22 protein-coding genes and 1 pseudogene are annotated in these 24,875 nt (G+C 71.8%); 13 read left to right on the top strand and 10 right to left on the bottom strand.

Annotation, left to right across the window (positions count from 1 at the left end; all coding sequences use genetic code 11):
• Position 1: 1 nt before the first annotated feature.
• From GKC29_RS24550 to GKC29_RS24535, 4 genes are read left to right on the top strand one after another with little or no spacing between them, the layout of a single operon-like run.
• Complete coding sequence (locus GKC29_RS24550) at positions 2–1,102, top strand: iron chelate uptake ABC transporter family permease subunit (RefSeq protein WP_155333071.1); 1,101 nt, start codon at positions 2–4, stop codon at positions 1,100–1,102.
• A complete protein-coding gene (locus GKC29_RS24545) occupies positions 1,102–1,869 on the top strand; it encodes an ABC transporter ATP-binding protein (protein ID WP_155333070.1) in 768 nt (255 codons plus the stop codon). Before GKC29_RS24550 ends, GKC29_RS24545 begins: the two co-directional genes overlap by 1 nt.
• Positions 1,866–2,579: a (2Fe-2S) ferredoxin domain-containing protein gene (locus GKC29_RS24540; protein ID WP_155333069.1), complete on the top strand. Its 714-nt coding sequence runs from the start codon at positions 1,866–1,868 to the stop codon at positions 2,577–2,579. The genes GKC29_RS24545 and GKC29_RS24540 overlap by 4 nt, the downstream gene beginning before the upstream one ends.
• 20 nt (positions 2,580–2,599) lie before the next feature.
• A complete protein-coding gene (locus tag GKC29_RS24535) occupies positions 2,600–2,950 on the top strand; it encodes a hypothetical protein (RefSeq protein WP_155334322.1) in 351 nt (116 codons plus the stop codon).
• 21 nt (positions 2,951–2,971) lie between these two features.
• Here GKC29_RS24535 and GKC29_RS24530 read toward each other — a convergent pair whose 3' ends face one another.
• Positions 2,972–3,463, bottom strand: coding sequence for a MarR family winged helix-turn-helix transcriptional regulator (locus GKC29_RS24530; protein WP_155333068.1), 492 nt, complete (start codon positions 3,461–3,463; stop codon positions 2,972–2,974).
• 115 nt (positions 3,464–3,578) lie between these two features.
• Between GKC29_RS24530 and GKC29_RS24525 the strand changes: the two genes are divergently transcribed.
• From GKC29_RS24525 to GKC29_RS24515, 3 genes are read left to right on the top strand one after another with little or no spacing between them, the layout of a single operon-like run.
• A complete protein-coding gene (locus tag GKC29_RS24525; protein WP_155333067.1) occupies positions 3,579–4,628 on the top strand; it encodes an LLM class flavin-dependent oxidoreductase in 1,050 nt (349 codons plus the stop codon).
• Entirely contained in the window at positions 4,621–5,652 is a 1,032-nt protein-coding gene (locus GKC29_RS24520) for an LLM class flavin-dependent oxidoreductase (RefSeq protein WP_155333066.1), read from the top strand. The genes GKC29_RS24525 and GKC29_RS24520 overlap by 8 nt, the downstream gene beginning before the upstream one ends.
• A 40-nt stretch (positions 5,653–5,692) precedes the next feature.
• On the top strand, positions 5,693–6,406 hold the full coding sequence (locus GKC29_RS24515; protein ID WP_155333065.1) for an NADPH-dependent F420 reductase: 714 nt from the start codon (positions 5,693–5,695) through the stop codon (positions 6,404–6,406).
• 245 nt (positions 6,407–6,651) lie between these two features.
• On the opposite strand, the gene GKC29_RS24510 is transcribed toward GKC29_RS24515, so the two are convergent.
• The 3 genes from GKC29_RS24510 to GKC29_RS24500 form a co-directional block, all read right to left on the bottom strand.
• Positions 6,652–7,047 carry a VOC family protein gene (locus tag GKC29_RS24510; protein ID WP_155333064.1) on the bottom strand — a complete coding sequence of 132 codons (396 nt, stop codon included), beginning with the start codon at positions 7,045–7,047 and terminating at the stop codon, positions 6,652–6,654.
• Positions 7,048–7,118: 71 nt separating this feature from the next.
• A complete protein-coding gene (locus tag GKC29_RS24505; RefSeq protein ID WP_155333063.1) occupies positions 7,119–7,568 on the bottom strand; it encodes a MerR family transcriptional regulator in 450 nt (149 codons plus the stop codon).
• Positions 7,568–9,067 (bottom strand): SulP family inorganic anion transporter, encoded by a 1,500-nt coding sequence (locus tag GKC29_RS24500; protein ID WP_155333062.1) that lies wholly within the window; start codon positions 9,065–9,067, stop codon positions 7,568–7,570. Before GKC29_RS24500 ends, GKC29_RS24505 begins: the two co-directional genes overlap by 1 nt.
• A gap of 272 nt (positions 9,068–9,339) precedes the next feature.
• On the opposite strand from GKC29_RS24500, the gene GKC29_RS24495 reads away from it, so the two are divergent.
• The 3 genes from GKC29_RS24495 to GKC29_RS24485 all read left to right on the top strand — a co-directional run bounded on the left by GKC29_RS24495 (position 9,340) and on the right by GKC29_RS24485 (position 12,778).
• On the top strand, positions 9,340–10,431 hold the full coding sequence (locus GKC29_RS24495) for a CapA family protein (protein ID WP_230688801.1): 1,092 nt from the start codon (positions 9,340–9,342) through the stop codon (positions 10,429–10,431).
• Positions 10,432–10,490: 59 nt separating this feature from the next.
• Entirely contained in the window at positions 10,491–11,579 is a 1,089-nt protein-coding gene (locus tag GKC29_RS24490; RefSeq protein ID WP_155333061.1) for a winged helix DNA-binding domain-containing protein, read from the top strand.
• Positions 11,580–11,866: 287 nt separating this feature from the next.
• The gene (locus GKC29_RS24485; protein WP_230688800.1) at positions 11,867–12,778 is read left to right on the top strand and encodes an NADP-dependent oxidoreductase; all 912 of its coding nucleotides are present in this window, start codon (positions 11,867–11,869) and stop codon (positions 12,776–12,778) included.
• Here the strand turns inward: GKC29_RS24485 and GKC29_RS24480 are convergent.
• Both GKC29_RS24480 and GKC29_RS24475 read right to left on the bottom strand, forming a co-directional pair.
• Positions 12,775–13,278 (bottom strand): nitroreductase/quinone reductase family protein, encoded by a 504-nt coding sequence (locus GKC29_RS24480; RefSeq protein ID WP_155333059.1) that lies wholly within the window; start codon positions 13,276–13,278, stop codon positions 12,775–12,777. The two genes, GKC29_RS24485 and GKC29_RS24480, sit on opposite strands and share 4 nt — an antisense overlap.
• Positions 13,279–13,446: 168 nt before the next feature.
• A complete protein-coding gene (locus GKC29_RS24475; protein ID WP_155333058.1) occupies positions 13,447–14,661 on the bottom strand; it encodes an epoxide hydrolase family protein in 1,215 nt (404 codons plus the stop codon).
• Positions 14,662–15,077: 416 nt separating this feature from the next.
• Here GKC29_RS24475 and GKC29_RS24470 point away from each other — a divergent pair, with 416 nt between their 5' ends.
• Positions 15,078–17,855 (top strand): AAA family ATPase, encoded by a 2,778-nt coding sequence (locus tag GKC29_RS24470; RefSeq protein ID WP_155333057.1) that lies wholly within the window; start codon positions 15,078–15,080, stop codon positions 17,853–17,855.
• 245 nt (positions 17,856–18,100) lie between these two features.
• A complete protein-coding gene (locus tag GKC29_RS24465) occupies positions 18,101–19,084 on the top strand; it encodes an IniB N-terminal domain-containing protein (protein ID WP_155333056.1) in 984 nt (327 codons plus the stop codon).
• A 121-nt stretch (positions 19,085–19,205) separates the two neighbouring features.
• On the opposite strand, the gene GKC29_RS24460 is transcribed toward GKC29_RS24465, so the two are convergent.
• Positions 19,206–21,077: a transketolase gene (locus GKC29_RS24460; RefSeq protein ID WP_230689108.1), complete on the bottom strand. Its 1,872-nt coding sequence runs from the start codon at positions 21,075–21,077 to the stop codon at positions 19,206–19,208.
• Between the two features lie 96 nt (positions 21,078–21,173).
• Positions 21,174–22,367, bottom strand: a pseudogene (locus GKC29_RS30155) (low temperature requirement protein A).
• A gap of 402 nt (positions 22,368–22,769) precedes the next feature.
• Between GKC29_RS30155 and GKC29_RS24445 the strand changes: the two are divergent.
• A complete protein-coding gene (locus tag GKC29_RS24445) occupies positions 22,770–23,801 on the top strand; it encodes an NBR1-Ig-like domain-containing protein (protein ID WP_155333052.1) in 1,032 nt (343 codons plus the stop codon).
• Between the two features lie 122 nt (positions 23,802–23,923).
• On the opposite strand, the gene GKC29_RS24440 is transcribed toward GKC29_RS24445, so the two are convergent.
• Positions 23,924–24,337 carry a spore-associated protein A gene (locus tag GKC29_RS24440; RefSeq protein WP_155333051.1) on the bottom strand — a complete coding sequence of 138 codons (414 nt, stop codon included), beginning with the start codon at positions 24,335–24,337 and terminating at the stop codon, positions 23,924–23,926.
• 41 nt (positions 24,338–24,378) lie between these two features.
• Positions 24,379–24,789 (bottom strand): hypothetical protein, encoded by a 411-nt coding sequence (locus GKC29_RS24435; RefSeq protein WP_230688799.1) that lies wholly within the window; start codon positions 24,787–24,789, stop codon positions 24,379–24,381.
• Positions 24,790–24,875: the final 86 nt, after the last annotated feature.

Genomic DNA, 24,875 nt, shown 5'->3' with positions numbered 1-24,875 from the left:
CATGGCGGCGCGCACCGCCGAGACCGGCCACCCCGTCGGAACCGGCCGGGATGCCGGGCCGGCAGCAGCCGCCGCTGCCGTCCGGTACCGGTTCGGCACCGGGACGCTGCTGGTCCTGCTGCTCGCGGGCCTGGTGGGGTCGATCGGTGCCGCCGTCACCGTCGGGCCGGCCGACATCTCGGTGTCGACGGTGTGGGCGGTGGTGGCCGACCGCCTGGGTATCGTCGACGCCGACGTCCCGCTGCTGCGCGAGCACATCGTCTGGCGGCTACGCCTACCGCGGGTGCTCGGCGCCGCCGCGGTCGGGGCAGGACTGGCCGCGGCCGGCGCGGTGATGCAGACCGTCACCCGCAATCCCCTGGCTGATCCGTACCTGCTCGGGGTCTCCTCCGGGGCGTCCCTCGGCGCGGTGGCGGTCCTCGTCGTCGGCCTCGGCGGCGGGGTCGCCGCCCTCACCGGGGGCGCGTTCGCCGGTGCGCTCGCGGCGTTCGCCGTCGTGGTCGCGGTGTCCGGCCGGCGGGCCGCGCTCGCCCCGACCAGGGTGGTGCTGGCCGGGGTGGCCGTCGCACAGCTCTGCGCGGCCGCCACCTCGTTCGTGGTCACGTGGGTCGCCGACCCGCACGCCACCCAGAGCCTCACGTTCTGGCTCTCCGGCTCGCTGGCCCGCGTCGACTGGACCGCCGTGGCGTGGGCCGTACCGGTCCTGGCCGTCGTGCTCGTCCTGCTGGCGGCCCACGCCCGCGCGCTCAACGCCTTCGCCTTCGGCGAGGACGCCGCGGCGACCCTCGGCGTCGCGGTCACCCGGGTGCGCTGGCTGCTGCTCGTCGCCACCGCGCTGCTGACCGCGGCGCTGGTCGCCGTCAGCGGCGCGGTCGGCTTCGTCGGGTTGATCCTGCCGCACGCCGTGCGGTTCCTCACCGGCGCCGACCACCGGCGGCTCCTGCCGGCCGTCGTCCTCGCCGGCGCGATCTTCCTGGTCTGGGTGGACACCGCCGCGCGGACCCTGTTCGAACCCCGGGAACTGCCGGTGGGCGTGCTGACCGCGCTGCTCGGCGTACCCGCCTTCGTGGTGCTCCTGCGCGGACGGGAGGTACGCGGCTGATGCTCAGCGTCACCGGCGTCTCCTGGGCGGTCGTCGCCCGACGGATCCTCCACGACGTCACCTGCGCGGTTCCGGCGGGCAGCCTCGTCGGGCTGCTCGGCCCCAACGGCTGCGGCAAGACGACCCTGCTGCGCGTCGCCGCCCGCCTCGCCACACCCCACGCCGGGCAGGTGACGATCGACGGCGACGACGTCGCCACCCTGCCCCGGACCACCCTCGCCCGCCGGGCCGCGCTGCTCGCCCAGCACGCCGACACCGACCTCGACCTGACCGTCATCGAGGTCGTGCTGCTGGGCCGTACCCCGCACCGCCGCTCCCGGTGGTCCGACAGCGCCGCCGACCGCGCCGCCGCCGCCGACGCGCTGGCCCGCGTCGACCTCGACGGGTACGCCGACCGCCGGTGGCACACCCTCTCCGGTGGGGAACGGCAGCGGGCGCAGCTGGCTCGCGCCCTGGCCCAACAACCACGCCTGCTGCTGCTCGACGAACCTACGAACCACCTCGACATCGGCCACCAACTGCACCTGCTGCACCTCGTCCGTCGCGCCGGCATCACCACCCTCGCCGCGCTGCACGACCTCAACCTCGCCGCCATGTTCTGCGACACCGTGGTCGTCCTGGCCGCCGGGCGGGTCGTCGCCGCCGGTCCGCCCGCCGAGGTCCTCACCCCGCACCTGCTCGCCGACGTGTACGGCGTCCACGCCGACGTCGCGCCGCACCCGACCACCGGGCGGCCCGTGATCACCTACCACCCGCCCGCGTCATGACCCGCCACGTCCTGCTGGTCGCCCGCGCCGTCACCCACACCGCGGGCCACGACACCGTGCACCGCCTCGCCGCCGACCTCCGCCCGGCGCTCGGCGCCCCCGTGTCGGCGTGCTTCCTCGACGGAGCCAGGCCGTCACTGCACGACGCGCTCGACGCCGCCGTCACCGATGGCGCCAGCGACATCGTCCTGGTGCCGACACACCTGCCGCCCGACCGATATCTCGACACGTGGATCCGCCGTGCCCACGCCCACTGGACGGCCGGGCACGATCAGCCGCCGCCGGTGTCGGTCACCGCGCCCCTGGCCCTGCAGCCCGCGCTGGTCACCGCGGTCGCCGAGGCGATCGCCGGCCCGCACCAGCCGCTGACGGGAACGCCCGGCCCCTTCCGCAGCGCCGCCTGGTCGACCGTGCCCCGGCACCGCCACCACGTCCTGGTCTGCCGCGGGCCCCGCTGCACCGCCTACGGCGCCAACGAGGTCGCCGACGCCCTCACCCGCCGACTCGACGCGTACGACCTGGGCGACGACGACGTGCTGGTCACCGCGACCGGCTGCCTCTTTCCCTGCGATCTCGGCCCTCTCGTCGTCGTGCACCCGGACGACATCTGGTACCCGCACGTCGATACGACACTTGCCCGCCGGATCGCCGACGACCATCTCCGAGCGGGGTGCCCGGTCGACGGAAGACCAGCGAGGAGCAGCGCGTGACGGAGGAGCAGGGCTGCTTGGTGACGGTGTGCTGGGACTGCTGCTGCGGCAACACCGGCAAGCTCCCTTCGGTCGACCACGACGCGCAGTTGCGGCGGCTACGCGACACGTTGCGGGCACCGCACCGCGTCCGGGTCAGTACCTGCCTCGACCTGTGCGCACAAGCCAACCTGATCGTCGTTCATCCCGCCCCGGCGGCGCGCCGTGCCGGCGCCCGGCCGGTCTGGTTCGGCCTGGTCATCGACGATGTGGTGGTCGACGACATCGTCGACTGGATCGACTGCGGCGGGCCGGGTGTGGCGCCGCTGCCCGCCCCGCTGGAACTGTCGGTGGTCAGCCCTGCGCATCCCGGTTCGGGGCGGGTCACCTGACGCGAGACGTCCTCCTGGTGATCACTCCTTGCGCTGCGGGTCCAGGTGTACGCGGAGCGCCGCGGCGATCTCGCCCGCCGCGCGGAGCTGGTCCGGTGTCAGTGCGTCGACGAAGAGTTCGCGGATCGCGCGCAGGTGGGGGACCGTGGACCCGCGGAAGGCCTCGGCCCCGGTCGGCGTGAGGTGGACCTCCGCCCCTCGGGGCTCGGTGGCGCACTCCTGACGGCGGATGAGTCCGCGCCGCTCCATCCGGCCGAGGTGGTGGGAGAGCCTGCTGCGCTCCCAGCCGATGTGCGCGGCCAGTTCGGAGGAGCGCTTCTGCTGGTCCTGCGCCTCGGTGAGGGCGAGCAGGACGGCGTAGTCGCCCGGCGAGAGCGAGGACTGGACCTGGAGGCGGGACGCGATCCGGGATCTGAGCGCCTCCGTGGTCTCGATGAACTCTCGCCAGATCCGTAGTTCCTCGGCGGTGGGCAGCTGGCGCCTCCTCCGCCGCTCGGGTGTGTCCTTCGTCATCTTCCTCTCCCAGTTGACATGTCAATCAGCAGGCTAGCATGTTTGACATGTCAATCGTTGAGGGCGGCTTGCCGGCACGGATCGCCCGCCCGCCAGCGAACGTGAGGAGGAGACGGTGACGGCGAAGGGCATCGAACTGGGGCTCAACTCGTTCGGCGAGGTGGCCACCGACGGCGACCGGATCCTGAGCGACGCCGAGACCGTGCGGCTGCTCGTCGACGAGGCGCGGCTCGCGGAGTCGGTCGGGCTCGACGTGTTCAGCGTGGGTGAGCACTACCGCGAGGGCCACAACGACTCGGCCACGCCGGTGCTGCTCGCGGCGATCGCGACAGCGACCGACCGGATCCGCCTCGGCACCTCGGTCACGGTCCTCAGCACGAACGATCCGGTACGGCTCTACCACGAGTTCGCGACACTGGACGCGGTCTCGAACGGTCGCGCCCAGATCGTCCTCGGCCGCGCGTCGGCGACCGAGTCGTTCCCGCTGTTCGGGTACGACCTGGCGGACTACGAGCGGTTGTTCGAGGAGAAGCTCGACCTCTTCGTCCGGCTGCAGAGGGACGAATCGGTCACCTGGTCGGGCACCGTACGGAGCCCTCTCGTCGCACAGCGGCTGCATCCGAGGATGCGGGCGGGCGGAATCCCGACCTGGATCGGCGTCGGTGGGAGTCCGAACTCGGTGATCCGCGCCGCCCGCTACGGACTCCCGCTCATGCTCGCGATCATCGGCGGGCGCCCGCAGCGGTTCGCCGGCCACGTCGACCTCTACCTCCGGGCGCTCGAACAGGCCGGGCACCCCGTGCAGCCGATCGGGCAGCACTCGCTCGGTCTCGTCGCGGACACCGACGAGGAGGCGGTGGAGACCTGGTGGCGGTACTGGCAGCCGGTCGTGGCCCGGCTCGCCGAGGAACGCGGCTTCTACAAGCCGGACCGCCGGCGCTACGAGGCCGAACTCGACCAGGGAGCGCTGTTCGTCGGATCACCCGAGACGGTCGCGCGGAAGATCGCCACGGTCGCCCGGGATCTGCGGCTGAGCCGCTTCGACCTCAAGTACGACATCATGCACCTGCCCCGCGAGGCACGCGCCCGCACGATCGAGCTGCTGGGCAGCGAGGTCGCCCCGCGTGTCCGGGAGCTGTTGGCGAAGGAGCCCACCCATGTCTGATCTCATGTTCGGCCTCGACACCTTCGGCGACGTGCCGGAGGACGACTCCGGCAGGCCCGTGTCCCACGCCGCGGCGATCCGGCAGGTCGTCGACGAGGCGGTGCTGGCGGACGATCTCGGCGTCGACGTCATCGCCCTCGGCGAGCACCACCGGCCGGAGTACTCGGTGTCGACGCCCGAGACCGTCCTGGCGGGGATCGCCACCCGTACCTCGCGCATCCGGCTCGCGTCCGGCGTGACGGTGCTGAGCTCGGACGACCCCGTCCGGGTGTTTCAGCGCTTCGCGACGGTGGACGCGCTGTCGAACGGCCGGGCCGAGGTCATCCTCGGCCGCGGCTCGTTCACCGAGTCCTTCCCCCTCTTCGGCTACGACCTGCGCGACTACGACGTGCTGTTCGAGGAGAAGATCGAGCTGTTCGCGAAGCTCCTGGAGGAGAAGCCGGTCACCTGGAGCGGCACGAAACGTGCGCCGCTCGAACACGTCGACGTCTTCCCGAAGACGGAATCGGGACGCCTCACCACCTGGGTGGGTGTCGGCGGCTCGCCACAGTCGGTCGTGCGTACCGCCCACTACGGTTTCCCGCTGATGCTCGCCATCATCGGTGGTGCCCCCGCGCGCTTCGCGCCCTACATCGACCTGTACCGGCGGGCCGCCGAGCAGTTCGGCACGACCGCGCACCCGGTGGGGATGCACTCGCCAGGATTCATCGCCGACACCGACGAGGAGGCCAAGGAGGTGTTCTGGCCGCACTACCGCGTCATGCGGGACCGGATCGGTGCGCTGCGGGGCTGGCCACCGATCCGCCGCGAGGAGTTCGACGCCGAGATCGCGCACGGCTCCCTCTACATCGGCTCGCCGGAGACCGTGGCCCGTCGCATGGCCGGCGCGATCCGAACCCTCGGCGTCGGCCGCTTCGACCTCATCTACACAGCGGGCGCCCAGCCGGTGAGCGCCCGGATGCGTGCCGTGGAACTGTACGGCACCCGGGTGATCCCGCTGGTCCACGACATCCTCGCCAGTTGACCGTGCCCACGGACGCCCCGTCCACACCCGGAGGGAAGACATGAACGACAGCGCCCGGCAAGGGCCACGGACCCTCGGCATCCTCGGCGCCGGCAAGGTGGGCACGGTGCTCGCCCGGCTCGCCGTCGCCGCCGGCTACCGGGTGCTCATCGCCGGTTCCGGTGACCCGGCGAGGATCGCCCTCACCATCGAGGTGCTCACGCCCGGGGCGGTCGCCACCACGGCGACCGACGCCGCGTCCGGCGCCGACGTCGTCATCCTCGCTCTCCCGCTGGGTAGGTACCGCAGCATTCCCGCCGAGGCGTTGCGCGGCAAGCTCGTCGTCGACGCCATGAACTACTGGTGGGAGGTCGACGGCATCCGCGACGACCTCACCGACCCGCGTACCTCGTCGAGCGAGACCGTCCAGGCCTTCCTGGCCGGCTCCCGCGTCGTCAAGGCGTTCAACCACATGGGATACCACGATCTCGAGGACGAGGCTCGGCCGGAGGGCGCGGGCGGCCGCAAGGCCATCGCGATCGCCGGTGACGCCGCCGCCGATCTGGCCGTCGTGGCGTCCCTTGTCGACCGGCTCGGCTTCGATCCGGTCATCGCGGGGCCCCTCGCCGAGGGCGTACGGCTCGAACCGGGCAGCGAGCTGTTCGGTGCCAACGTGAGCGCCGACGAGGTGCGTGCGATGCTCGCCCGCTTCCCGGAGTCGGAACGTGGGCGTACCATCGCCCGCGCGCGAGCCGGGAGGCCGGCGGCAGCCTGACTGCCCAGGAAGCCGAGCCGCTGTCGCCGAGCGTGGATGCCGCGGTCAGCGGATCGGGCCACCGCGGTGTCCGAGCACCTCGATGGCGGTGGACGGGGACGGCGCGATCGAGCCCGCGGGTCCGGCTCGGCGATCAGGCGCTCGGGTCGTGGGTCGGCATCCGGCGCACGCCAGTCAGAACCGGCTCCCCATGGTTGAGAAGGCAGTTCAGCGCATCCATGGACAGGGGCAGTCCGGGTATGCCGTCAGGGCCGCCCGCCAGCGATCTCGGCGTCGCTCCGAAGGATGCAGAACTCGTTGCCTTCCGGGTCGGCGAGCACGACCCATCCCGTTCCGTCGGCGTTGCGGCGGTCGAACACGACGGCCGCACCGAGCTCGGTCAGCCGCGCCAGCTCCGCGTCGCGCGTGCCTTCGGCAGGACGCAGGTCGAGGTGGATTCTGTTCTTGACCTGCTTTGCTTCCGGCACCTCGATGAACAGCAGGCGGTGCCGTCCGTCCCGGGAGGAGATCATGCATTCCTCGTGGCCGGGCTTGTTCGGATCGTCCGGGTCTTCGCGGTAGTCGAGGACGGCTTGCCACCAACGGGACAAGGCGTAGGCGTCGGCACAGTCAACGGTGGTGTGGGACACGTAGGAGGTCACCACTGGATGATCGCAAGGCGAACGCCGACGGGCGAACCCTATACGCGACGCGAGCGACCGGCGGTGGGGAGTCAGGCGCCCGGGTCGCCGTGGTGGTCAAGTTTGGCGCGGAGCGTTCCGGCGAAGCCCTCGGCCATGGCGAGTTGGTCGCGAAGCGCGGTGACCCGAGCGGTCGCGGCGTGGTGGAACATGCCGAGCCGGTCAAGCAGCTCGGCCCGCTCGGTGCCGGTGGCGGTGTCGAGCGCGTCGAGGACGACGAGGAGGCCCCGCATCTCGTCGAGGGTGAACCCGAGCGGCTTCATCCGCTTGACCACGGCCAGGCGGTCCAGGTCGGACCCGGTGTAGAGGCGGAAGCCGCCCTCGCTGCGCGCAGCGGGCACGATCAGGCCGACTTCCTCGTAGTGGCGGATGGTTCGGATGCTCAACCCCACCCGCTCGGCGGCCTCCCCGATCTGCATCAACCGACCGGAGGCCGGGCCGGAGGCTTGCTCCGACCCGGCGCCGCGGCTGGCGGCGGCCATCAGTGGCCGACTCCGAGCTGCCCCGCGAGGGTGTTGTGGATGCGGGCGCTGGGCTTGTTCAACTCAACGATCTCGACGGATTTGCCCCGGGCGGCGTACTTCGTGGTGATCGCGTCCAGCGCGGCGACGGAGGAGGCGTCCCAGACATGGGCGTGGGTCATGTCGATCACCACGTTCTCGGGGTCGTTGGCGTAGTCGAACTGGCCGACGAGGTCGTTGCTGGAGGCGAAGAAGAGCTCACCATGAACGGAGTAGATCCGGGTGCTGCCGTCCGGGTCAAGGACGCTGGTGACCTCGACCAGACGGGCGACCCGGCGGGCGAAGATCACCATGGCGGTGAGCACGCCGACGACGACGCCGACGGCCAGGTTGTGGGTGGCCAGGGTGGTCGCGACGGTGGCCAGCATGACGATCGTCTCGCCGTACGGCATCTTCTTCAGCGTCTTCGGTGCGACAGAGTGCCAATCGAAGGTCGACACCGCCACGATGATCATCACGGCGACCAGGGCGGCCATCGGGATGACCGCAACCACGTCACCGAGCGCGACGACCAGGATCAGGAGGAACACGCCAGCCAGGAAGGTCGACAGCCGGGTACGTGCACCGGACGCCTTCACGTTGATCATGGTCTGACCGATCATCGCGCAGCCACCCATGCCGCCGAAGAACCCGGTGACGATGTTGGCGACGCCCTGTCCCCAGGACTCCCGGGTCTTGTTGGAGTGCGTGTCGGTGATGTCGTCGACGAGCTTGGCGGTCATCAGCGACTCCATCAGGCCGACCAGCGCCACGCCCAGGGCGTACGGGGCGATCAGGGTGAGCGTGTCGAGGGTCCAGGGGACCTGCGGCGCACCCAGGGTGGGCAGGCTGTCCGGCAGGGCGCCCTCACCCCCGACCGTCGGCACCGCTACGCCGACGGTCACCGTGGCGACGGTCAGCACAACGATCGCCACCAGCGGCGCGGGGACCGCGCGGGTGAGCCGGGGCAGCCCCACCATGATCGCCAGCGCCACCGCAACGAGTGGGTAGACCAGCCACGGCACGCCGAGCAGATGGGGGACCTGCGCGGCGAAGATCAGGATGGCCAGGGCGTTGACGAAGCCGACCATGACGCTGCGCGGGATGAATCGCATCAACTTCGCTACGCCGAGCGCCGCGAGCAGGACCTGAATCGCGCCACCGAGGATCACCGCCGCGATCAGGTGGTCCAAGCCGTGCTCCTTGGCCAGCGGCGCCACGACCAGGGCGATGGCGCCGGTCGCGGCGGAGATCATCGCCGGACGACCGCCGCAAACCGCGATCGTGACCGCCATCGTGAACGAGGCGAACAGGCCCACCCGAGGATCGACGCCGGCCAGGATCGAGAAGGAGATCGCCTCGGGAATCAAGGCGAGAGCGACGACCAGACCGGCGAGAACCTCGGTGCGGAGCACCTTCGGTGACAGCCAGGACGGACGGGGCAGGCGCGGCCGGGACACCGCGGACAACACTGAAGACATGAAGCCATTTCCACTCAGGCGCACCCGGCCGGGCGCACGTCAGACCCTGACGACTCTGACGGACCCTACTCTCCCGTGAGGGAAGAGTTGGCTCTGCGTGGTGATCATCACCTCGCCCCGAGGTGGCCTGGCCCGTCCTTGTTCGCCATCGCGGCGGTGGCGGTCCCGCCGGCGTTGCGCGCTGCCGGGCAGGCAAAGCCCGCGCTGGTACGGCGGTCGGTGGTGGCCGCCGGGGGTCCCGGGCGTCGCCCGGAGAGCGTACCCTCGCCAGGGTGTTCCGCGGGACGGCGCGTACCTCGCTGGCGGCGTTGACGGCGGTCGCGGTCGGCGCCGGGCTGGCCGGATGCGCCGCCGGATCGACCGGCCAGACGCCGGTCTGGCGCGCGGCCACGTCGGGTCCGACGCCGTCCGCCACCGCGACGCCGGAGCCGAGCGCGCCGGCCGAGGTGCGGCTGGCCTTCGCCGGCGACGTCCACTTCACCGGCCGCACCCTGCGCCTGCTCGACGATCCGGAGACGGCCTTCGGGGCGATCGCGTCGACGCTGCGCGACGCCGACGTCGCGCTGCTCAACCTGGAGACGGCGGTGACCGACCGGGGCACCCCACAGCCGAAGACCTACCATTTCCGGGCCCCGAAGACCGCCTTCGCGGCACTGCGCGCGGCCGGGGTCGACGCGGTGTCGATCGCCAACAATCACATCCTCGACTACGGCCAGCAGGGGCTCTCCGACACCCTCGACGCCGCCGCGGAAGCCCGGTACCCGGTGTTCGGCGCGGGCCGCGACGCCGACGCGGCGTATGCGCCCTGGCTCACCACCGTACGAGGGCTGCGGATCGCGGTGCTCGGCATGTCGCAGGTGCACGACCTGGCCGGGTCGTGGCGGGCCACGGACAGCCGACCGGGGGTGGCAATGGCGTTCGATCCCGCGCGGGCCACCGCCGCGGTGCGTTCGGCCCGGGAGCAGGCCGACCTGGTTATCGTCTTCATGCACTGGGGCGTCGAGGGCAGGTCGTGCCCGAGCGGGGAGATGAAGACGTTCGCCGGAAAGCTCTCCGCGGCCGGCGCCGACATCGTGGTCGGTACGCACGCGCACACGCTGCTGGGTGACGGCTGGCTGGGCGCGACCTACGTGCACTACGGACTGGGCAACTTCCTCTGGTACGGAAAGTCGCACAGCACGGACTCCGGCGTACTGAACCTGGTCGTACGCGGCCGGACAGTGGTGGACAGCCGGTTCGTCCCGGCGGTGGTCTCCGGCAGCGGCCAGCCGGTGCCGGCCACCGGCCGTGGCGAGCAGCGCATCCTCGACAAACTCGCCACCGCACAGCGGTGCACCGGCTTGGCGGCGAAGCGCCCCGGATAGCGGGGCGGACAGCGGCTGGCGCCTGGGGAGTGTCCGGGGTGGGCGATAGCGTCAGCCCCATGAGCGTGCTCGACCGCCGCGCCCTCAACCGGGCGCTCCTGTCCCGCCAGCTCCTGCTGCAGCGGCACGACATGCCGGTCGCCGACGCCCTCGAGCACCTGGTGGGGTTGCAGGCGCAGGAGCCGTTGGAGCCGTACGTCGGGTTGTGGAGCCGGCTGGCCGGCTTCCAGCCGTCGGCGCTGGCCGGGTTGCTGCTGAGTCGCGAGGCGGTCCGCACGCTGCTGATGCGCCGCACCCTCCACCTGGTGACCGCACGGGACTGCCTCGCGCTCCGGCCCGTGCACCAGGCGATGCTGGTCAAACGCATGTGGTCGACGTTGCGCCGGGTGCTGCCCGGCGTCGACCTCGACGAGCTGACGAAACTGGGCCGGCCGCTGTTCGAGGAGCGCCCGCGCATGCTGACCGACGCGGCCCGCGTGATCGCCGACCGCTGGCCGGGGGTGGAGCCGCGCTGGCTGGGTGACGCGCTCAGCACCCTCGTGCCGCTCGTGCAGGTGCCACCCCGCGGGGTCTGGGGCGAGCGCGGCGCGGCGCACAACACCACCATCGAGGCGTGGCTGGGCCGCCCGCTGGAGCCGGCCTCGCCGGCCACCGTCGACGCGCTGGTCCTGCGCTACCTCGCCGCCTACGGCCCGGCGGCCAGTGCTGACATCCGCGCCTGGTCGGGGCTGAGTGGGCTGCGGGAGTCGGTCCACCGGTTGCGACCGCGGTTGCGCACGTTCCGCGACGAGCGCGGCCGCGAGCTGCTCGACGTGCCCGACGGCGCGCTGCCCGACCCGGAGACCCCGGCGCCGCCGCGCTTCCTGCCGGCGTTCGACAACGCGGTGCTCGGCTACGACGACCGCAGCCGCGTCATCGACACCGAGCATCGTGGGCTGAGCGTCGCGGGTGCCCGCTTCCTGCTGGTCGACGGCCGGGTCGCGGGCACCTGGGCGGTCACCGTCGACGACGGCGCGGCGACGTTACGGATCACGTCGCTGCGCACCCTTACGGCGGATCAGCGCGACGCCGTCCTCGCCGAGGGCGAGAGCCTGCTGACCATGGTCCAGCCCGAGCCACGGCGCGCCAATCACGTCATGATCACGTAGGTGTAGCGGCACGCCCTAGGCATGTTCGTCGGCCGGCGGCGGGTCCGGACGACGCCTGGTGGCGTTGGCGCTTCGGCCGGATACGACACCGGCATCCGGCCGGTCGGTGTCGTGATGCGACAACCGGCCGCGCACGCCGCGTCGATGCCCCACAACCGTTGGGCAGATCGGTAATCCTGCCCCGTCCGGTGCGGACACCGGAGAGGATGTGACGGAGCGGAGCCCATCGGGATGACGGTGCCGCACGGACCTCACCAGAGAGGGGAGCTGTTGTGCAAGCGATCACTGTGCGGGATCGAGAGGCCGGACTGGCCGGGCTGACGCTGACCGAGCTGCCGCACCCGCATCTGGCGGAGAACGAGGTCATGGTGCGCGTGCACGCGGCAGGGTTCACCCCCGGGGAGTTGACCTGGCCGGGGACCTGGACCGACCGGGCCGGCCGGGACCGTACCCCGTCCGTTCCCGGGCACGAGGTGTCCGGTGTCGTGACCGAGCTGGGCTACGGCACCACGGGGCTGAGCGTGGGACAGCGGGTGTTCGGCCTGACCGACTGGACGCGTAACGGTTCGCTGGCCGAGTACGTGGCCGTCGAGGCACGCAACCTCGCCCCGCTGCCCGGGGACGTCGACCACGCGGTGGCCACGGCCGGGGTGATCTCCGGACTGACCGCCTGGCAGGCCCTCTTCGTCCACGCCCGCGTGGAACCGGGTCAGACCGTCCTGATCCACGGCGCCGCGGGCGGTGTCGGCTCGCTCGCGGTCCAGCTCGCCCGCGAGGTGGGCGTACGAGTGATCGGCACCGGCCGTGCGCGCGACCGGGACACCGCGCTGAAGCTCGGCGTCGCCGCGTTCGTGGATCTCGAGCACGAGAGTCTGGAGCACGTCGGACAGGTCGATGTGGTCTTCGACGTGATCGGCGGCGACATCCGGGACCGCTCGACCGCACTCGTGCGTCCCGGCGGCACGCTCGTCACCATCGCCGGCCCGCCAGAGGTCCAGCCCCAGAACGGCCGCGCGGTCTTCTTCGTCGTCGAAGCCGACCGCTCTCAACTCACCGAACTGGCCGCGCGACTGCGCGACGGACGACTCACCCCGAACATCGGAGCGATCCGGCCCCTGTCGGAGGCGGTGGCCGCATTCGGGCCCGACGCCCCCCGAGCGCCCGGGAAGGTCATCATCCGCGTCACGGACGAGGACTAGGGACGCTCCCGCGCGCTCCCCGCGTCCGACGTGCCGAATCCCGGCTCCAGGACCACCACCGCGGTCTCGGACGGCCGCCGCGCCGCGAAGCCGTCGAGATTCGTGTCGATCTCGCACCAGCGGGCCCACAGCCTCGACCGCTCGTCACCGGTCGCGGCGCGACCGCGTACCGGTCGCTGCCCGTCGACCAGGTCGACGGTCACGTCCGGGTGCGCCTGCAGGTTGAGCCACCAGGCGGGCTCGGCCTCGCCCCACCCGTTCATCGCCAACGTGACCAGGTTCGGCCCGTCCTCGACGTACCCGAGGATGACGCTGCGCTGCTGACCGGTGCGGCGCCCGGTGGTGGTCAGCCGTAGCGTGCCCCAGCGATTCGCGCGTGGCCGCCACAGGCCGACCCGGCCGCGGCAGACCCGGTACAGGCCCCGGTGCACCGACCAGGCCAGACGGATGAACCAGCGCGGCGGGAGCCACGGTGTATTTGCTCGGTTCCGGACCGACATGACGACCTCCCACACCCAGGGCGCCATGGTACGAACAGGACGCCAGCCGCAGGGTCGAGCGGCGCGATTCCAGTAGGCGACCGGGCGAGGGCGGCCGAGAGGCTGGAAGTGAGCCACTCGGCCGCCCTCGCCCGGTCGGAGCATGCTCCGCCGGTCAGGCGCGGTCGCCTAGCGAAGCGACCGGAAGCCGGCGCGCACCTCCTCCACGAGGATTCGCGGCTGCTCCCACGCCGCGAAGTGACCGCCCTTGTCGACCCGGTTGTAGTGGATCAAATCGGGGTACGCCCGCTCTGCCCAGCTCTTTGGGGCCTGGTAGAGCTCGTCCGGGAAGACGCTCACGGCAACGGGGATCGTGACACCCTTGACGCCGAAGAACGAGAACCTGTTCTCCGCATAGAGTCGCGCCGCGGAGACCCCCGAGTTCGTCAGCCAGAAGTGGGTGATGTTGTCGAGGACGTCGTCGCGCGTCAGACCCTCGGGCACCCCGGCGAAGGATCGTGAGATCAGTGCCAGGCTCGCCGCGTCATGGTCGAGCATCCAGGCGGCCAGGAAGACGGGCGAGTCCGCCAACCCGGTCAGCGTCTGCGGGCGAGCGGCCATCTGGAGGGCGTACGTGACGTGCTTCCACACGAAGTCCAACTGCTCGCACGTCTGCCGCTCCTCCGGTGAGAGATCGGCCGGCAGCGACTCGAGGGCGTTGGCCGCCCCGATGATGTTCTTGTGGAACAGGTTGTCGATCTCGGTCGGGATCACGCCGGGCATGTTGGTGTGGATCCCGAGCAGCCCGTCGGGCGCCTCCGCGGCCATCAGGTCCACGACGACCGCGCCCCAGTCGCCGCCCTGCGCCACGAACCGGTCGTAGCCGAGGCGCTTCATCAGCTCCACCCAGGCGCGACCGATGCGGTCCGGCCCCCAGCCGGTCGCCGTCGGCTTGCCCGAGTACCCGTAGCCGGGCATCGACGGAATCACCACGTGGAAGGCGTCCTCCGCGGTGCCGCCGTGTGCGGTGGGATCGGTCAGTGGCTCGATGATCTTGAGCTGTTCGATGATCGAGCCCGGCCAGCCGTGCGCGACGATGAGCGGCAGGGCGTTCTCGTGCTTCGACCGCACGTGGACGAAGTGGATGTCGAGGCCGTCGATCTCGGTGATGAACTGCGGCAGGGAGTTCAGCCTGGCCTCGACCTTGCGCCAGTCGTACTCCGAGGCCCAGTAGCGCGCGAGTTCCTTCATCGTGGCGAGCTGCGGGCCCTGCGACTGGTCGTCGACGGTTTCCTTCTCGGGCCAGCGCGTGGCCAGGATGCGCTTTCGCAGCTCCTTGAGCTCCGCCTCCGGGACCTCGACCCGGAACCGTCGAATCGCGGGCACGTCCTGTGTGGCAGACATGCAGGGTTTCCTTTCTGTGCTGATGGGTGATTGAAACGGGCGTTCTGCCCTTTGCCGCTGACAAACGGCATGCGCCGGCCTTCTTTCGCACGAGGGCGTCCGGGTGGGGCCGTTGTCCTGGCGGGTCCGTGCCCCTCGTGCGCCGGCCCGTCCACGATCGCCGAGGTGGGCGTGCGCCGCCCCAGGGAAACCCCCGGGTCCGGCCCCGTGGCCGAACCCCGGGGTGGCGCTCCTCGCGCCTCGGATCGGCGACCTTTGGGCAGGTCACGTCCAGTCTGGGGTGACTCGCCACGTCCGCCCCGAACCCGCGAGGTCACCTCCGGGTCGACATTGACCCGGAGAGCGCCGACCCGATTTGGGTAAAATGACCGCATTGGTCGTGCGGCCTGGCACGCCGCGACCAGGAAGATCGACGCATGGGGGTGCCCGCCATCGACACGCGCGTCGAACTGCGAGGCCGAGGCCGGGAGCTGGCCGCGTTGGAGCGGGTGCTCGCCCGGGTACGGGCCGGGGGCAGTGCGGTTCTGGTCCTTCGCGGGGAGGCCGGGATCGGCAAGACCGCGTTGCTGGATCACGCAGCCGGCCGGGCGGCCGGGTTCCGCACGTTGGCCATCGCGGGCATCGAGTCGGAGATGGGCCTTCCGTTCGCCGCCCTCCATCAGCTCTGTGCGCCGATGCTGGGTCGGCTCCACGAGTTGCCCGGACCGCAGTGCGATGCGTTGGCCGTCGCGTTCGGGCTGCAGGAGGGCGAGGCACCGAGTCCCTTCCTCGTCGGCCTGGCGGTGCTCGGACTGCTGGCCGGCGCCGCGGAGAACCGGCCGTTGGCCTGCCTCGTCGACGACGCGCAGTGGCTCGATGACGAGTCCATGGGGGTGCTGGCGTTCGTCGCCAGGCGGTTGATGGCGGAACCCATCGCGTTGATCTTCGCGCTGCGGGAGCCCGCTCGTGAGCTGGCCGGTCTTCCGGAGCTGGTCGTGGAGGGCCTCAGCGAGGCCGACGCGCGTGCCCTTCTGGCGTCGGCCTGCCCCGCCCCGCTCGACCCGTTGGTGCGGGACCGGATCGTCGCCGAGGCTCACGGCAATCCGATGGCCCTGCTGCACCTGCCACATGCGCTCGGACCCGCCGAGTTGGCGGGCGGGTTCTGGCTCGCCGGCCGGGACCCCGTGGCGAACCACCTGGAGGATGCCTTCCACCAGCAGTTCCTGTCCTTACCGCCGGACAGTCAGCGGCTGTTGGTGATCGCAGCGGCTGAGCCGACCGGAGACGGAGGCCTGCTGTGGCGCGCAGCCGGTCTGCAGGCGATCCCGGCGGACGCCGCATGCCCGGCCGAGAGCAGAGGACTGGTCGAGTTCGGCGCCAGGGTGCGCTTCCGCCACCCGCTGGTGCGCTCCGCCGTCTACCAACGGACGCCCCCGGCGGATCGCCGGACGGCGCACCGAGCCTTGGCGCAGGCCACCGATCCCCACCTGGATCCCGACCGCAGGGCGTGGCACCGTGCTCAGGCCGCCCCCGGGCCCGACGAGAGCGTCGCCGCCGATCTGGAGCTCTCGGCCGACCGCGCGCAGGGCAGGGGCGGAGCCGCTGCCGCCGCCTGCTTCCTGCGGCGGGCGGCGGAGCTGACGCCCGATCCCGCGCGACGCGTCGCCCGAGCGCTGGCCGCCGCGCAGCTCGACATCGAGGCCGGTGGCGCGGAACAGGCCGACAACCTGCTGGCGGTCGCGGAGGCGGGCCCACTGGACGACCTGCGGCGGGCCCGGCTCGAGCGGTTGCGAGCCCGGTTGGTGTTCTCCCGGCTCCGCTGCGGTACCGCACCGCGGCTTCTGCTCGACGCCGCGCACCGGCTCGCGCCCCTCGACGCCGCCCTTGCCCGTGACACGCTGTTGGAGGCGTTCGGCGCGGCGATCTTCGCCGGCCGTCTCAGTGAAGGGCCCGGGCAGCGGGCGGTGGCCGAGGCGGTCCGCGCCGGACCCTCGCCGCCGACGCCGTCACGGGAGGTCGACGTCCTCCTCGACGCCATGGCGGGGCTGATCATCGATGGTCATGCGGCCGGCGTCGACGCCGTCAAGCGTGCGCTGTACATCATCCGGCAGCAACAGCGATCCGGCGCGACGGACGCGGACAGCCGCTGGCTGTGGCTGGCGTTCCGGGTGATACCCGAGCCGCTCGTCCCAGAGGTGTGGGACGACGACGCCTGGCACGAGATGGCGAACGCCGCCGTCCGCATCGCCCGTGAAACGGGGGCGCTCTCCGTCCTCCCGATGGCCCTGACGTACAAGGCGGGCTACCACGTCTTCGCGGGAGAGTTCGGTACCGCCTCGGCGTTGATCGACGAAGCGACCGCCATCTCGGCGGCGACGGGCGGCGCACCGATGATGTACACGTCACTGGTCCTCAACGCCTGGCGAGCAGAGGAATCCGAGGCGATGGACCTCATCGAGACGACCATCGAGGAGGTGAGCGCCTGGGGGGAGGGACGAACGGTCAGCCTCGCCCACTACGCGACCGCGGCGCTGTACAACGGCCTCGGCCACTACGAGACGGCGCTGGCCGCCGCGACCCGGGCCTGCCAGTACGAGGACCTGGGTTTCTTCGGGTGGGCGCTGTTCGAACTGATCGAGGCTGCCGCCCGCAGCGGGCAGCCGGAGCCCGCCGCGGCGGCGCTGGACAAGCTCACCGTACGTACCCGCGCGAGCGGAACGCACTGGGCCCTTGGCGTGGAGGCATGCTCCCGGGCGCTCCTCAGCGACGAACAGGTTGCCGATGCGCTCTACCGGGAGGCGATCGAGCACCTCGGCCGGTGTCGCATCGTCGTCCACCTGGCCCGCGCCCGCCTGCTGTACGGCGAGTGGCTGCGTCGCCAGAACCGCCGGCAGGAGAGCCGCACCCAGCTACGTTCCGCCTACGAGGCATTCAGCCGGATGGGAGCCGACGGTCTCGCCGAGCGCGCCCGTCGGGAGCTTCTGGCCACCGGGGAAACGGTACGCAGGCGGCGGGCCGAAACGGCCACCGAACTCACCAGCCAGGAGGCACAGATCGCCAGGCTGGCCAGAGACGGACACACCAACTCCGAGATCGCCGCCCAGATGTTCATCAGTCCCCGCACGGTGGAGTGGCACCTCGGCAACGTCTTCGGCAAGCTCGGAATCAGCTCACGCCGGCAGCTCCGCACGGCGCTCTCCCCGCCGAAGGCATGACCGGCAGCCGACGCCCCTCGCACCGATGAGGGGCACCCCCTAGAGCCCCTATCGTCCGCGGTACGCCCCCCGGGCATAGCGGGCCCACCCCCGGCGCACGGATCCCCGTCCCCCCTGGCTCCGCGAGCGGTGCCGGCCCGGATCGGGCCGGCAAGCTTGCGGGCGCATCCCCGATGTGCCGTCCCGGCGTCGGCCATAGCGTCGCTGTCGACGCTCGATGGCCCTCTTCCGAGGAGTACCCGCACATGGACTCGTACCAGACCCTGCACGCGGATTCGCACCAGAGTGCGCAGGCGGACACGCAGCAGCCCGCGCACGTGGAATCGCACCAGACGGTGCACGCGGAGGGGCACCAGACCCTGCACGACTTCGTGCTCAACCTGGTCACCGATTCGGCCGCGCTGTCGGCCTTCGAGCTCGACCCGCAGGGCGAGCTCCTGGCGGCGGGGCTGACCGACATCACCGTCGCGGACGTGCAGGAGGTCGTCCCGCTGGTGGTCGACCACGTTCCGGCGTACGGCGTTTCGGCGGTCACCTCGGTCACCGGCCAGCTCGGCTTCGGGCCGCTGGTGACCGACGCCACCGACGTGGTCGGCCAGTTGCAGTACGTCACGCAGCAGATCAGTGTCAGCAGCTCGGACAGCGGGGTGAGTGTCGCGGCCGGCGCCCTGGGCGCGATCGCCGTGGACCCGAGCAGCGTGACGGCAGGGGCGTACCTGCTGCCGGGAATCGGCGTGGGCGTCGGGTCGGACGGCCTGGCCACGGACCTGACCGGGGTGCACGACGTGGCCCACACGCTCGACGCGGACGTGGTGGGCGCGGTGGAGGTCGCGACCGCCCCGGCGGTCGGGGACGTCACCACCACGGTCGCCAGCCCGGACGCGCTGCTGGCGACCACCGACTCGGGCCTGCTCGGCGTCGCCGACGGCCTGCTCGGCGGCCCCCTCGCCGGCACGCACGGCCAGGTGGAGGGCGTCGTCGGTTCGCTCGGAGTCGACGACACCCTGGGTGGGCTCGGCCTCGGCGACGGCTCCGGCGGCGTGCTCCTGGCGGTGGACGTGCCGTCCACCGCGGGCGGCGTGACGGGGCAGGTGGACGGGGTCGTCTCCGGCGTCACCGGCACCGTCGACACCGGCGTGAGCGGTCACGTCTACGGTGACGCCGGCGCGCACGGCGAGGTTTCGGCGTCGACGACCGGGCCGCTGGGCATCGCCGACGGCCTTCTCTGAACGTCGGCGGGCCGGGGGAGAGGGCCGGACCGTCGCGCGGGACCGGTCCTCTCTTCTCCGACACCGGACACCCGACACGACGGCCACGTTGACCGCCGGGGACCCCGACCGGGGCCGGCGGTCAGTGCGTGTTGGCCAGCAGGGCGCGGGTCGCCTCGACGATGGCTGTCACGCCGATACCCGCCTGGTCCATCAGCTCGGTGGGCGTCCCGGAGGTGGGCAGCCCCCGTACCGCCAGGCGGGTCACCCGGGCGGGCACGGCGAGGTCCGCCAGCGACTCGAGGACGGCGGAACCGAGCCCGCCCTGCGGGTAGTGGTCCTCGACGACCACCAGCCGGCCGCCCGTGTCCCGGACGGCGCCCAGCAGCCGGTCGGAGTCCAGGGGCTTGACCGAGTACAGGTCGATGACCCGGGCGTTGATGCCCTCGCCCGCCAGTTCGTCGGCGGCGGCGAGGCAGTTGTGCACCGTCACCCCGGCGCCGATGAGCGCGACGTGGTCGTCGCCACCGCCGCGCACCTGCTTGCTGCCGCCGATCGGGAAGGTCTCGTCGTTGTCGTAGAGGACGGGGTACGCGCCCCGGGTGGTGCGCACGTAGGTGATGCCCGCGCGGTCGACCATCTGGGCGACCAGGGCGACGCAGGACACGGCGTCACTGGGATAGAGGACGGTGGAGCCGTGGATGGCGCGCATGGCGGCCAGGTCCTCCAGCCCCATCTGCGACGGGCCGTCCGCCCCGATCTCCACGCCGGCGTGGGACCCGGACAGGGCGATGTCGGCGCGGGAGATGGCGGCCATCCGGATGAAGTCGTAGGCGCGGGAAAGGAAGGCGGCGAAGGTCGAGGCGAAGGGCCGGTAGCCGCGCACCTGCAGGCCGACCGCCGCGGCGACCATCTGCTGTTCGGAGATGAACATCTCGAAGAACCGGTCGGGGTACGCCTCGGCGAACCGGTCGGCGCGGGTGGAGTCGCTGACCTCGCCGTCGAGGGCGACCACGTCCGGCCGTGAGCCGAGCGCGCGCAGCGCATCACCGTACGCGTTCCGGGTGGCCACCTTCGCGCCCCGGTCGTAGCGCGGCAGCTCCGGTGGCCCGCCGGTCGGGGTGGCGGCGGGCGGGGCCGGCTCGGGCCGCGGCCCGGTGACGCGGATCTGGCGTACGCCGCCGAGGGCCTCGACGGCCCGCTCGGCCGCCTCGGGTTTCATCGGCTTGCCGTGCCAGCCCGGCTGGTTCTCGACGTCGGGCACCCCGCTGCCCTTGACTGTCCGCGCGAGCACGACGGTGGGGCCGGTCGCCTGCCGGGCCCGGCCGAGCGCGTCGTCGACGGCCACCAGGTCGTGGCCGTCGACGACGATCGCCTGGCAACCGAACGCCTCGACCCGTCGCCGGTAGGTGTCCAGATCCCAGGCCAGCTCGGTCTCCCCGCGCTGCCCGAACCGGTTCACGTCGACGATCGCGGTGAGGTTGTGCAGGCCGTAGTGGCCGGCCTTGTCCAGGGCCTCCCAGACGGAGCCCTCGGCCGTCTCGCTGTCCCCGCAGAGCACCCACACGTGGAACGGCAGCCGGTCGAGGTACCGACCGGCCAGCGCGATCCCGACGCCGACGGGCAGCCCCTGACCGAGCGAACCGGTGGCGACGTCGACCCAGGGCAGCGCCGGCGTCGGGTGTCCCTGCAGGCGCGACCCGAACTGACGGTACGTGTCGACCAGCTCCTGGTCGGTGATCGCCCCGACGGCTTTGAAGACCGCGTACAGCAGCGGCGAGGCGTGGCCCTTGGAGAAGATCAGATGGTCGTTGGCGCGACCGCCCGGGTCCGCCCAGTCGTACCGCAGGTGCCGGGAGATCAGCACGGCGAGCAGGTCGGCGGCGGACAGGCTCGAGGTCGGGTGACCGGAGCCGGCCTTCGTGCTGCACCTGATCGAGTCCACCCGCAACTGGGCGGCGAGCTCCGCCAGGTGGCTGACGTCCTCCGCCCGCAGGGTGCGCTCCGCTTCCATCGTCACCGGCATCACCTCCCGCTGATCGGCTCCGCACCCACGCTAGTCAAGAAGGCGCGGCGTCGTCCGGTAACGCCGATTTGGCGCCGGTGTGAATCAGGTGGCGGGCCGACGCGACGGTGGTGCGGGCGCCTCGCCCGGGTGTCTCCGCTCGCGGATCGCGTCCCACACCGCCACTGCGGCCAGGACGACGACTTGGGCGTTGGCGGCGGTCGCCGGTGTCCGGGCGACCGTCAGCGGCACCAGGGCGGCAAGCGCGAGCAGCCCGACGACCCGGGACGCGGAGACCCGGGCGAACACCTGGTACTCCAGGAGGGAACGCCCGGCCAGGAACAGCGCGGGCCCGCCCAGGATGACCGCGAGCCACAACGGGTCCTCGTGCCCGACCGGATTGTCGATGACCAGTGCGTGGGAGACGCCGGTCGCGAGGATGCCGGCCACGATGATCAGGTGGGTGTGGACCGCTGACCAACCGAGGCGGGCCGGGTCGGGGACGGTCTCAATGGCCGCGGGAAACAGCGCCCCGGCCCGGTGAAAGTAGATTCGCCAGATGAGCACCGTGCTGGCAAAGGACACCACGGTGGGTGCCACCCGGTCGGGGGTGAACTTTTCGGCGAACGTCAGTCCGGTGAGCAGGATCGTCTCTCCGAGCGTGATGATGACGAACTGCTGAAAGCGTTCGGCGAGATGCTCGCCGGCGATTCTCCAGTCGTGCAATCGGGTGCGGCCGAACCGTGGTACCGGCCAGCCGAGGAAGAGCCCCGTGTAGTCCAGTGCCAGCGCCAGCGTCCACAGGATCCCGCGTGTGGGACTCTATGCGAAGAGGGCGGCCCCGGCGAGCCAGGGGACGGCGGACAGCGCCGCCCAGCAGAGCGCCCGCGCGGGGGCGTGGCCCTCGCGGTCGTACCGTCCGAGCATCAGGACGACGGGCTTGCCGAGTTGGATGGCGACGTACGTGATCGCGAAGACCACCGCGCGGTCGCCGAACGCGTGGGGCAACGTGACCGCGATGATCATGCTGCCGAACATGATCCAGACGATCACCGGTTGGACCGCCCGATCCCGCGGCCCGAGGACGCTGGTCACGAACGCCGCGTGGATCCAGATCAGCCAGAGCGCGAGCAGCAGCAGCACAGTCTGGCCGAGTTCCGGCAGGACGATCCGCCGCTCCGTCGTGAAGTCCTCGATCAGACGCTCGGAGAACCGGGTGAGCGCGAAGACGAAGACCAGGTCGAGAAGCAGCTCACCCTCGCGGGCATGAAGCAGTCCCCGCCAGCCACCGATCGTCATGTCCCGCCCACTCCGTGCGCGTCGGGCCAGTGCTGGTGCAGTCGTACCACGCTGGTCGTGGCCCCCGGCGCGGATGAGCGGAAGCCCGGTCCGCCGCATGGGCACCCGGGCGCTTCCGTTGTCGCCGTGCGGCCGAGTGTGGGGTGGCCGGCGCGAACGTCGGGCCGATCGAGTGGTGAAAATCTCAATGACGTCGTTCCGGGCGACAGGAATGCATTTGGCCGCAGCTCACGACTGTTTCGCGTCGCGCGTCGACGGTCACCGGCGCGAGCCGGAATCGCCGCGCGTCCAGCACCGACGGAATCGGCGAGAAATGGCGTGACCTGTGCTTCTACCCGCTGCCGCTGCCGTACGCCTTCGGGGGTCGGAATCACGGCACGGATATGGTGGCGCACGCGCCGGATGCGCGGCCGCGCTTGCCTGCTCGGTGGTGACGAGGTGGGGGACGTGGAGAAGGAAACGCAGGGGCAGCATCGGGGACCGCGACGGCGGGGGCGACGGCCGACGCCTCCTGATCCCGGTTCCGGCCCGGTGGGCGCCTTCGCCGACCGCCTGTGGCGGTTGAAGCAGGACGCGGGCGCTCCCTCGTACGAGGAGATGTCGGTGCGCCTGGGCGCCGCGGCCTCGAAGTCGTCCCTGGCCGCCGCGGCGCAGGGCCGGAGTCTTCCCAGTTGGGAGACGACCTGGGAATTCGTCCGGGTTCTCGCCGTCGACCGGCTCGGCCACGACCCGCGGGCCACCGAGAAGGAGTGGCGGGACCGCTGGATACGGACCAGGGCCGCCGGGCAGCCGACGGACACCACGTCGGCGGCCGACGTGGCACCGGAACCGGCGGCGGAGACGGCCACGGCGGCGGGCGTCATGCCGGAACCGGCCGGGGTGGCGGCGACGTCCACGGCGTCCGAGGCGACGCCACGGTCCGCGACCGGCGAGGTCGAGGAGCCCGGCCGGGCGCGCCGTCGACGCGTCGGCGTCGGCGTCGGTGCGGCCGTGGCCGCCCTCGCCGGCGCCGTGCTCGCCGTCGTCATGGTCGACCGGCAGACGGGCGGAAGCAATGCCGGCGTGACACCACCGGTCGCCGCCTCGCCCGACCATGACGACTCCCGGTTCGAAGGCGACATCACCTATCCCGACGGGTCGCTGGTGCCGCCCGACTCCTCGTTCACGAAGGTCTGGAGGATCCGCAACACGGGCACCGTGCCGTGGGCGAACCGCTACCTGGCGCGGGTGAACGACGCGCCCTGCCAGGCGCCGACAGCCGTCGCCATCCCGCAGACGAGCCCGGGAGAGGCCGTGGACATCGCGGTGACCGTCCGCACGCCGAGCAAGCCGGGCCACTGCAAGATCTACTGGAAGATGGCCGACGAGCAGGGACGAACGCACTTCCCGCTCAAGCGTCCGGTGTTCCTGGACGTACGGGTCGGTGGCTCGTGACCCGGTGGTGAGGCGGCGAAGCCCTGCCGGATCCCATCGGCAGGGCTTCGCCCCCGTTCCTGCTCCGCGCCCGCACACCGGATCGGTCGCCCGGCGGCGGAGGAGAGAGCTGCCCGAACGGGTCAGCCGCAGTTGGTGCCGCGCTTGCCCCCCTCGGTGCCGCTGATGCGGCCCATCCAGTCCACGCACCTGTCCGCCGCGGACAGGTAGATCGGACCGGCGTAGGACCGGTAGTAGCCGCCGTCGTAGGCCGTCCAGTGGTTTCCGACCGGGTGAATTGCGAGGCCCGCCTCGACGAGCACCGCCGAGCCGGCGGTGTTCCGCTTGGCGACCACGCAGTTCTTGCCCGTGGCCGAGTTGTAGGTGAGGAACACGGTCCCCTTGGAGCCGATCGAGGCGGAGTTCACCACGCCGTAGCCGGACCCGCACTCGCCCCCGTAGGTGGCCGCGTACGCCGGGGTCGCCGCTGCCAACGCTCCGGCCATCACGGCGGCGGTGACGGTGGTGGTTGCGGCGGTGGTCCTGACGAGCTTCATGTGTCTTCCTCCGTGCTTGCTGGTCGGGTCTGTCGGTCGGGTCAGCCGCAGTTGGTGCCGTAGCGGGTCTTGGAGGCGGTTCCGATGGTGCCGCCCCAGTCGACGCACGAGCCCGCCGCCGACACGTAGACCGGCCCGGCGTAGGTGGTGAAGTTGCCGCTGTCCTTGGCCCAGGAGGAGGTGCCGGAACGGCGCAGGTAGGCCTCCATCAGCGTGGCGGTGCCGGGCCTCTCCCGCAGGGTGACGACGCAGTTCTTGCCCGAGGACGAGTTGTAGGTCAGGTAGACCGTGCCCCGCAGGTCGGGAAGGTCGATCAGGTTGACGACGCCGTAACCGGAGCCGCACTGCCCGCCGTAGAGCGCGGCCTGTGCCGGTGCGGCATGAACCACGGTCCCCGCCGTCACGGCGGCGGCCGTGAGTCCCAGCGCGGCGATCCTCTGCGAAATACGCACGACGAAGTTCCCTTTCTGCTGTGGGTGATTGCGCATCGACGCTGGCACCCGGCGCCGGCCGACACCAAGCCATCTGCGTCCAGTGA

Origin of the sequence: Micromonospora sp. WMMC415 (assembly GCF_009707425.1) — a bacterium.
Taxonomy (GTDB): Bacteria; Actinomycetota; Actinomycetes; order Mycobacteriales; family Micromonosporaceae; genus Micromonospora.
This window is presented reverse-complemented; position numbering and strand designations above follow the sequence as displayed.

Excerpts from the sequence above, each read along its gene's own strand:
- GKC29_RS24550 (WP_155333071.1), top strand. The coding sequence starts at position 2 with ATGGCGGCGCGCACCGCCGAGACCGGCCACCCCGTCGGAACCGGCCGG.
- GKC29_RS24545 (WP_155333070.1), top strand. The coding sequence starts at position 1,102 with ATGCTCAGCGTCACCGGCGTCTCCTGGGCGGTCGTCGCCCGACGGATC.
- GKC29_RS24540 (WP_155333069.1), top strand. The coding sequence starts at position 1,866 with ATGACCCGCCACGTCCTGCTGGTCGCCCGCGCCGTCACCCACACCGCG.
- GKC29_RS24530 (WP_155333068.1), bottom strand. The coding sequence starts at position 3,463 with ATGACGAAGGACACACCCGAGCGGCGGAGGAGGCGCCAGCTGCCCACC.
- GKC29_RS24520 (WP_155333066.1), top strand. The coding sequence starts at position 4,621 with ATGTCTGATCTCATGTTCGGCCTCGACACCTTCGGCGACGTGCCGGAG.
- GKC29_RS24515 (WP_155333065.1), top strand. The coding sequence starts at position 5,693 with ATGAACGACAGCGCCCGGCAAGGGCCACGGACCCTCGGCATCCTCGGC.
- GKC29_RS24505 (WP_155333063.1), bottom strand. The coding sequence starts at position 7,568 with ATGGCCGCCGCCAGCCGCGGCGCCGGGTCGGAGCAAGCCTCCGGCCCG.
- GKC29_RS24500 (WP_155333062.1), bottom strand. The coding sequence starts at position 9,067 with ATGTCTTCAGTGTTGTCCGCGGTGTCCCGGCCGCGCCTGCCCCGTCCG.
- GKC29_RS24490 (WP_155333061.1), top strand. The coding sequence starts at position 10,491 with ATGAGCGTGCTCGACCGCCGCGCCCTCAACCGGGCGCTCCTGTCCCGC.
- GKC29_RS24480 (WP_155333059.1), bottom strand. The coding sequence starts at position 13,278 with ATGTCGGTCCGGAACCGAGCAAATACACCGTGGCTCCCGCCGCGCTGG.
- GKC29_RS24475 (WP_155333058.1), bottom strand. The coding sequence starts at position 14,661 with ATGTCTGCCACACAGGACGTGCCCGCGATTCGACGGTTCCGGGTCGAG.
- GKC29_RS24470 (WP_155333057.1), top strand. The coding sequence starts at position 15,078 with ATGGGGGTGCCCGCCATCGACACGCGCGTCGAACTGCGAGGCCGAGGC.
- GKC29_RS24465 (WP_155333056.1), top strand. The coding sequence starts at position 18,101 with ATGGACTCGTACCAGACCCTGCACGCGGATTCGCACCAGAGTGCGCAG.
- GKC29_RS24460 (WP_230689108.1), bottom strand. The coding sequence starts at position 21,077 with ATGGAAGCGGAGCGCACCCTGCGGGCGGAGGACGTCAGCCACCTGGCG.
- GKC29_RS24445 (WP_155333052.1), top strand. The coding sequence starts at position 22,770 with ATGCGCGGCCGCGCTTGCCTGCTCGGTGGTGACGAGGTGGGGGACGTG.
- GKC29_RS24440 (WP_155333051.1), bottom strand. The coding sequence starts at position 24,337 with ATGAAGCTCGTCAGGACCACCGCCGCAACCACCACCGTCACCGCCGCC.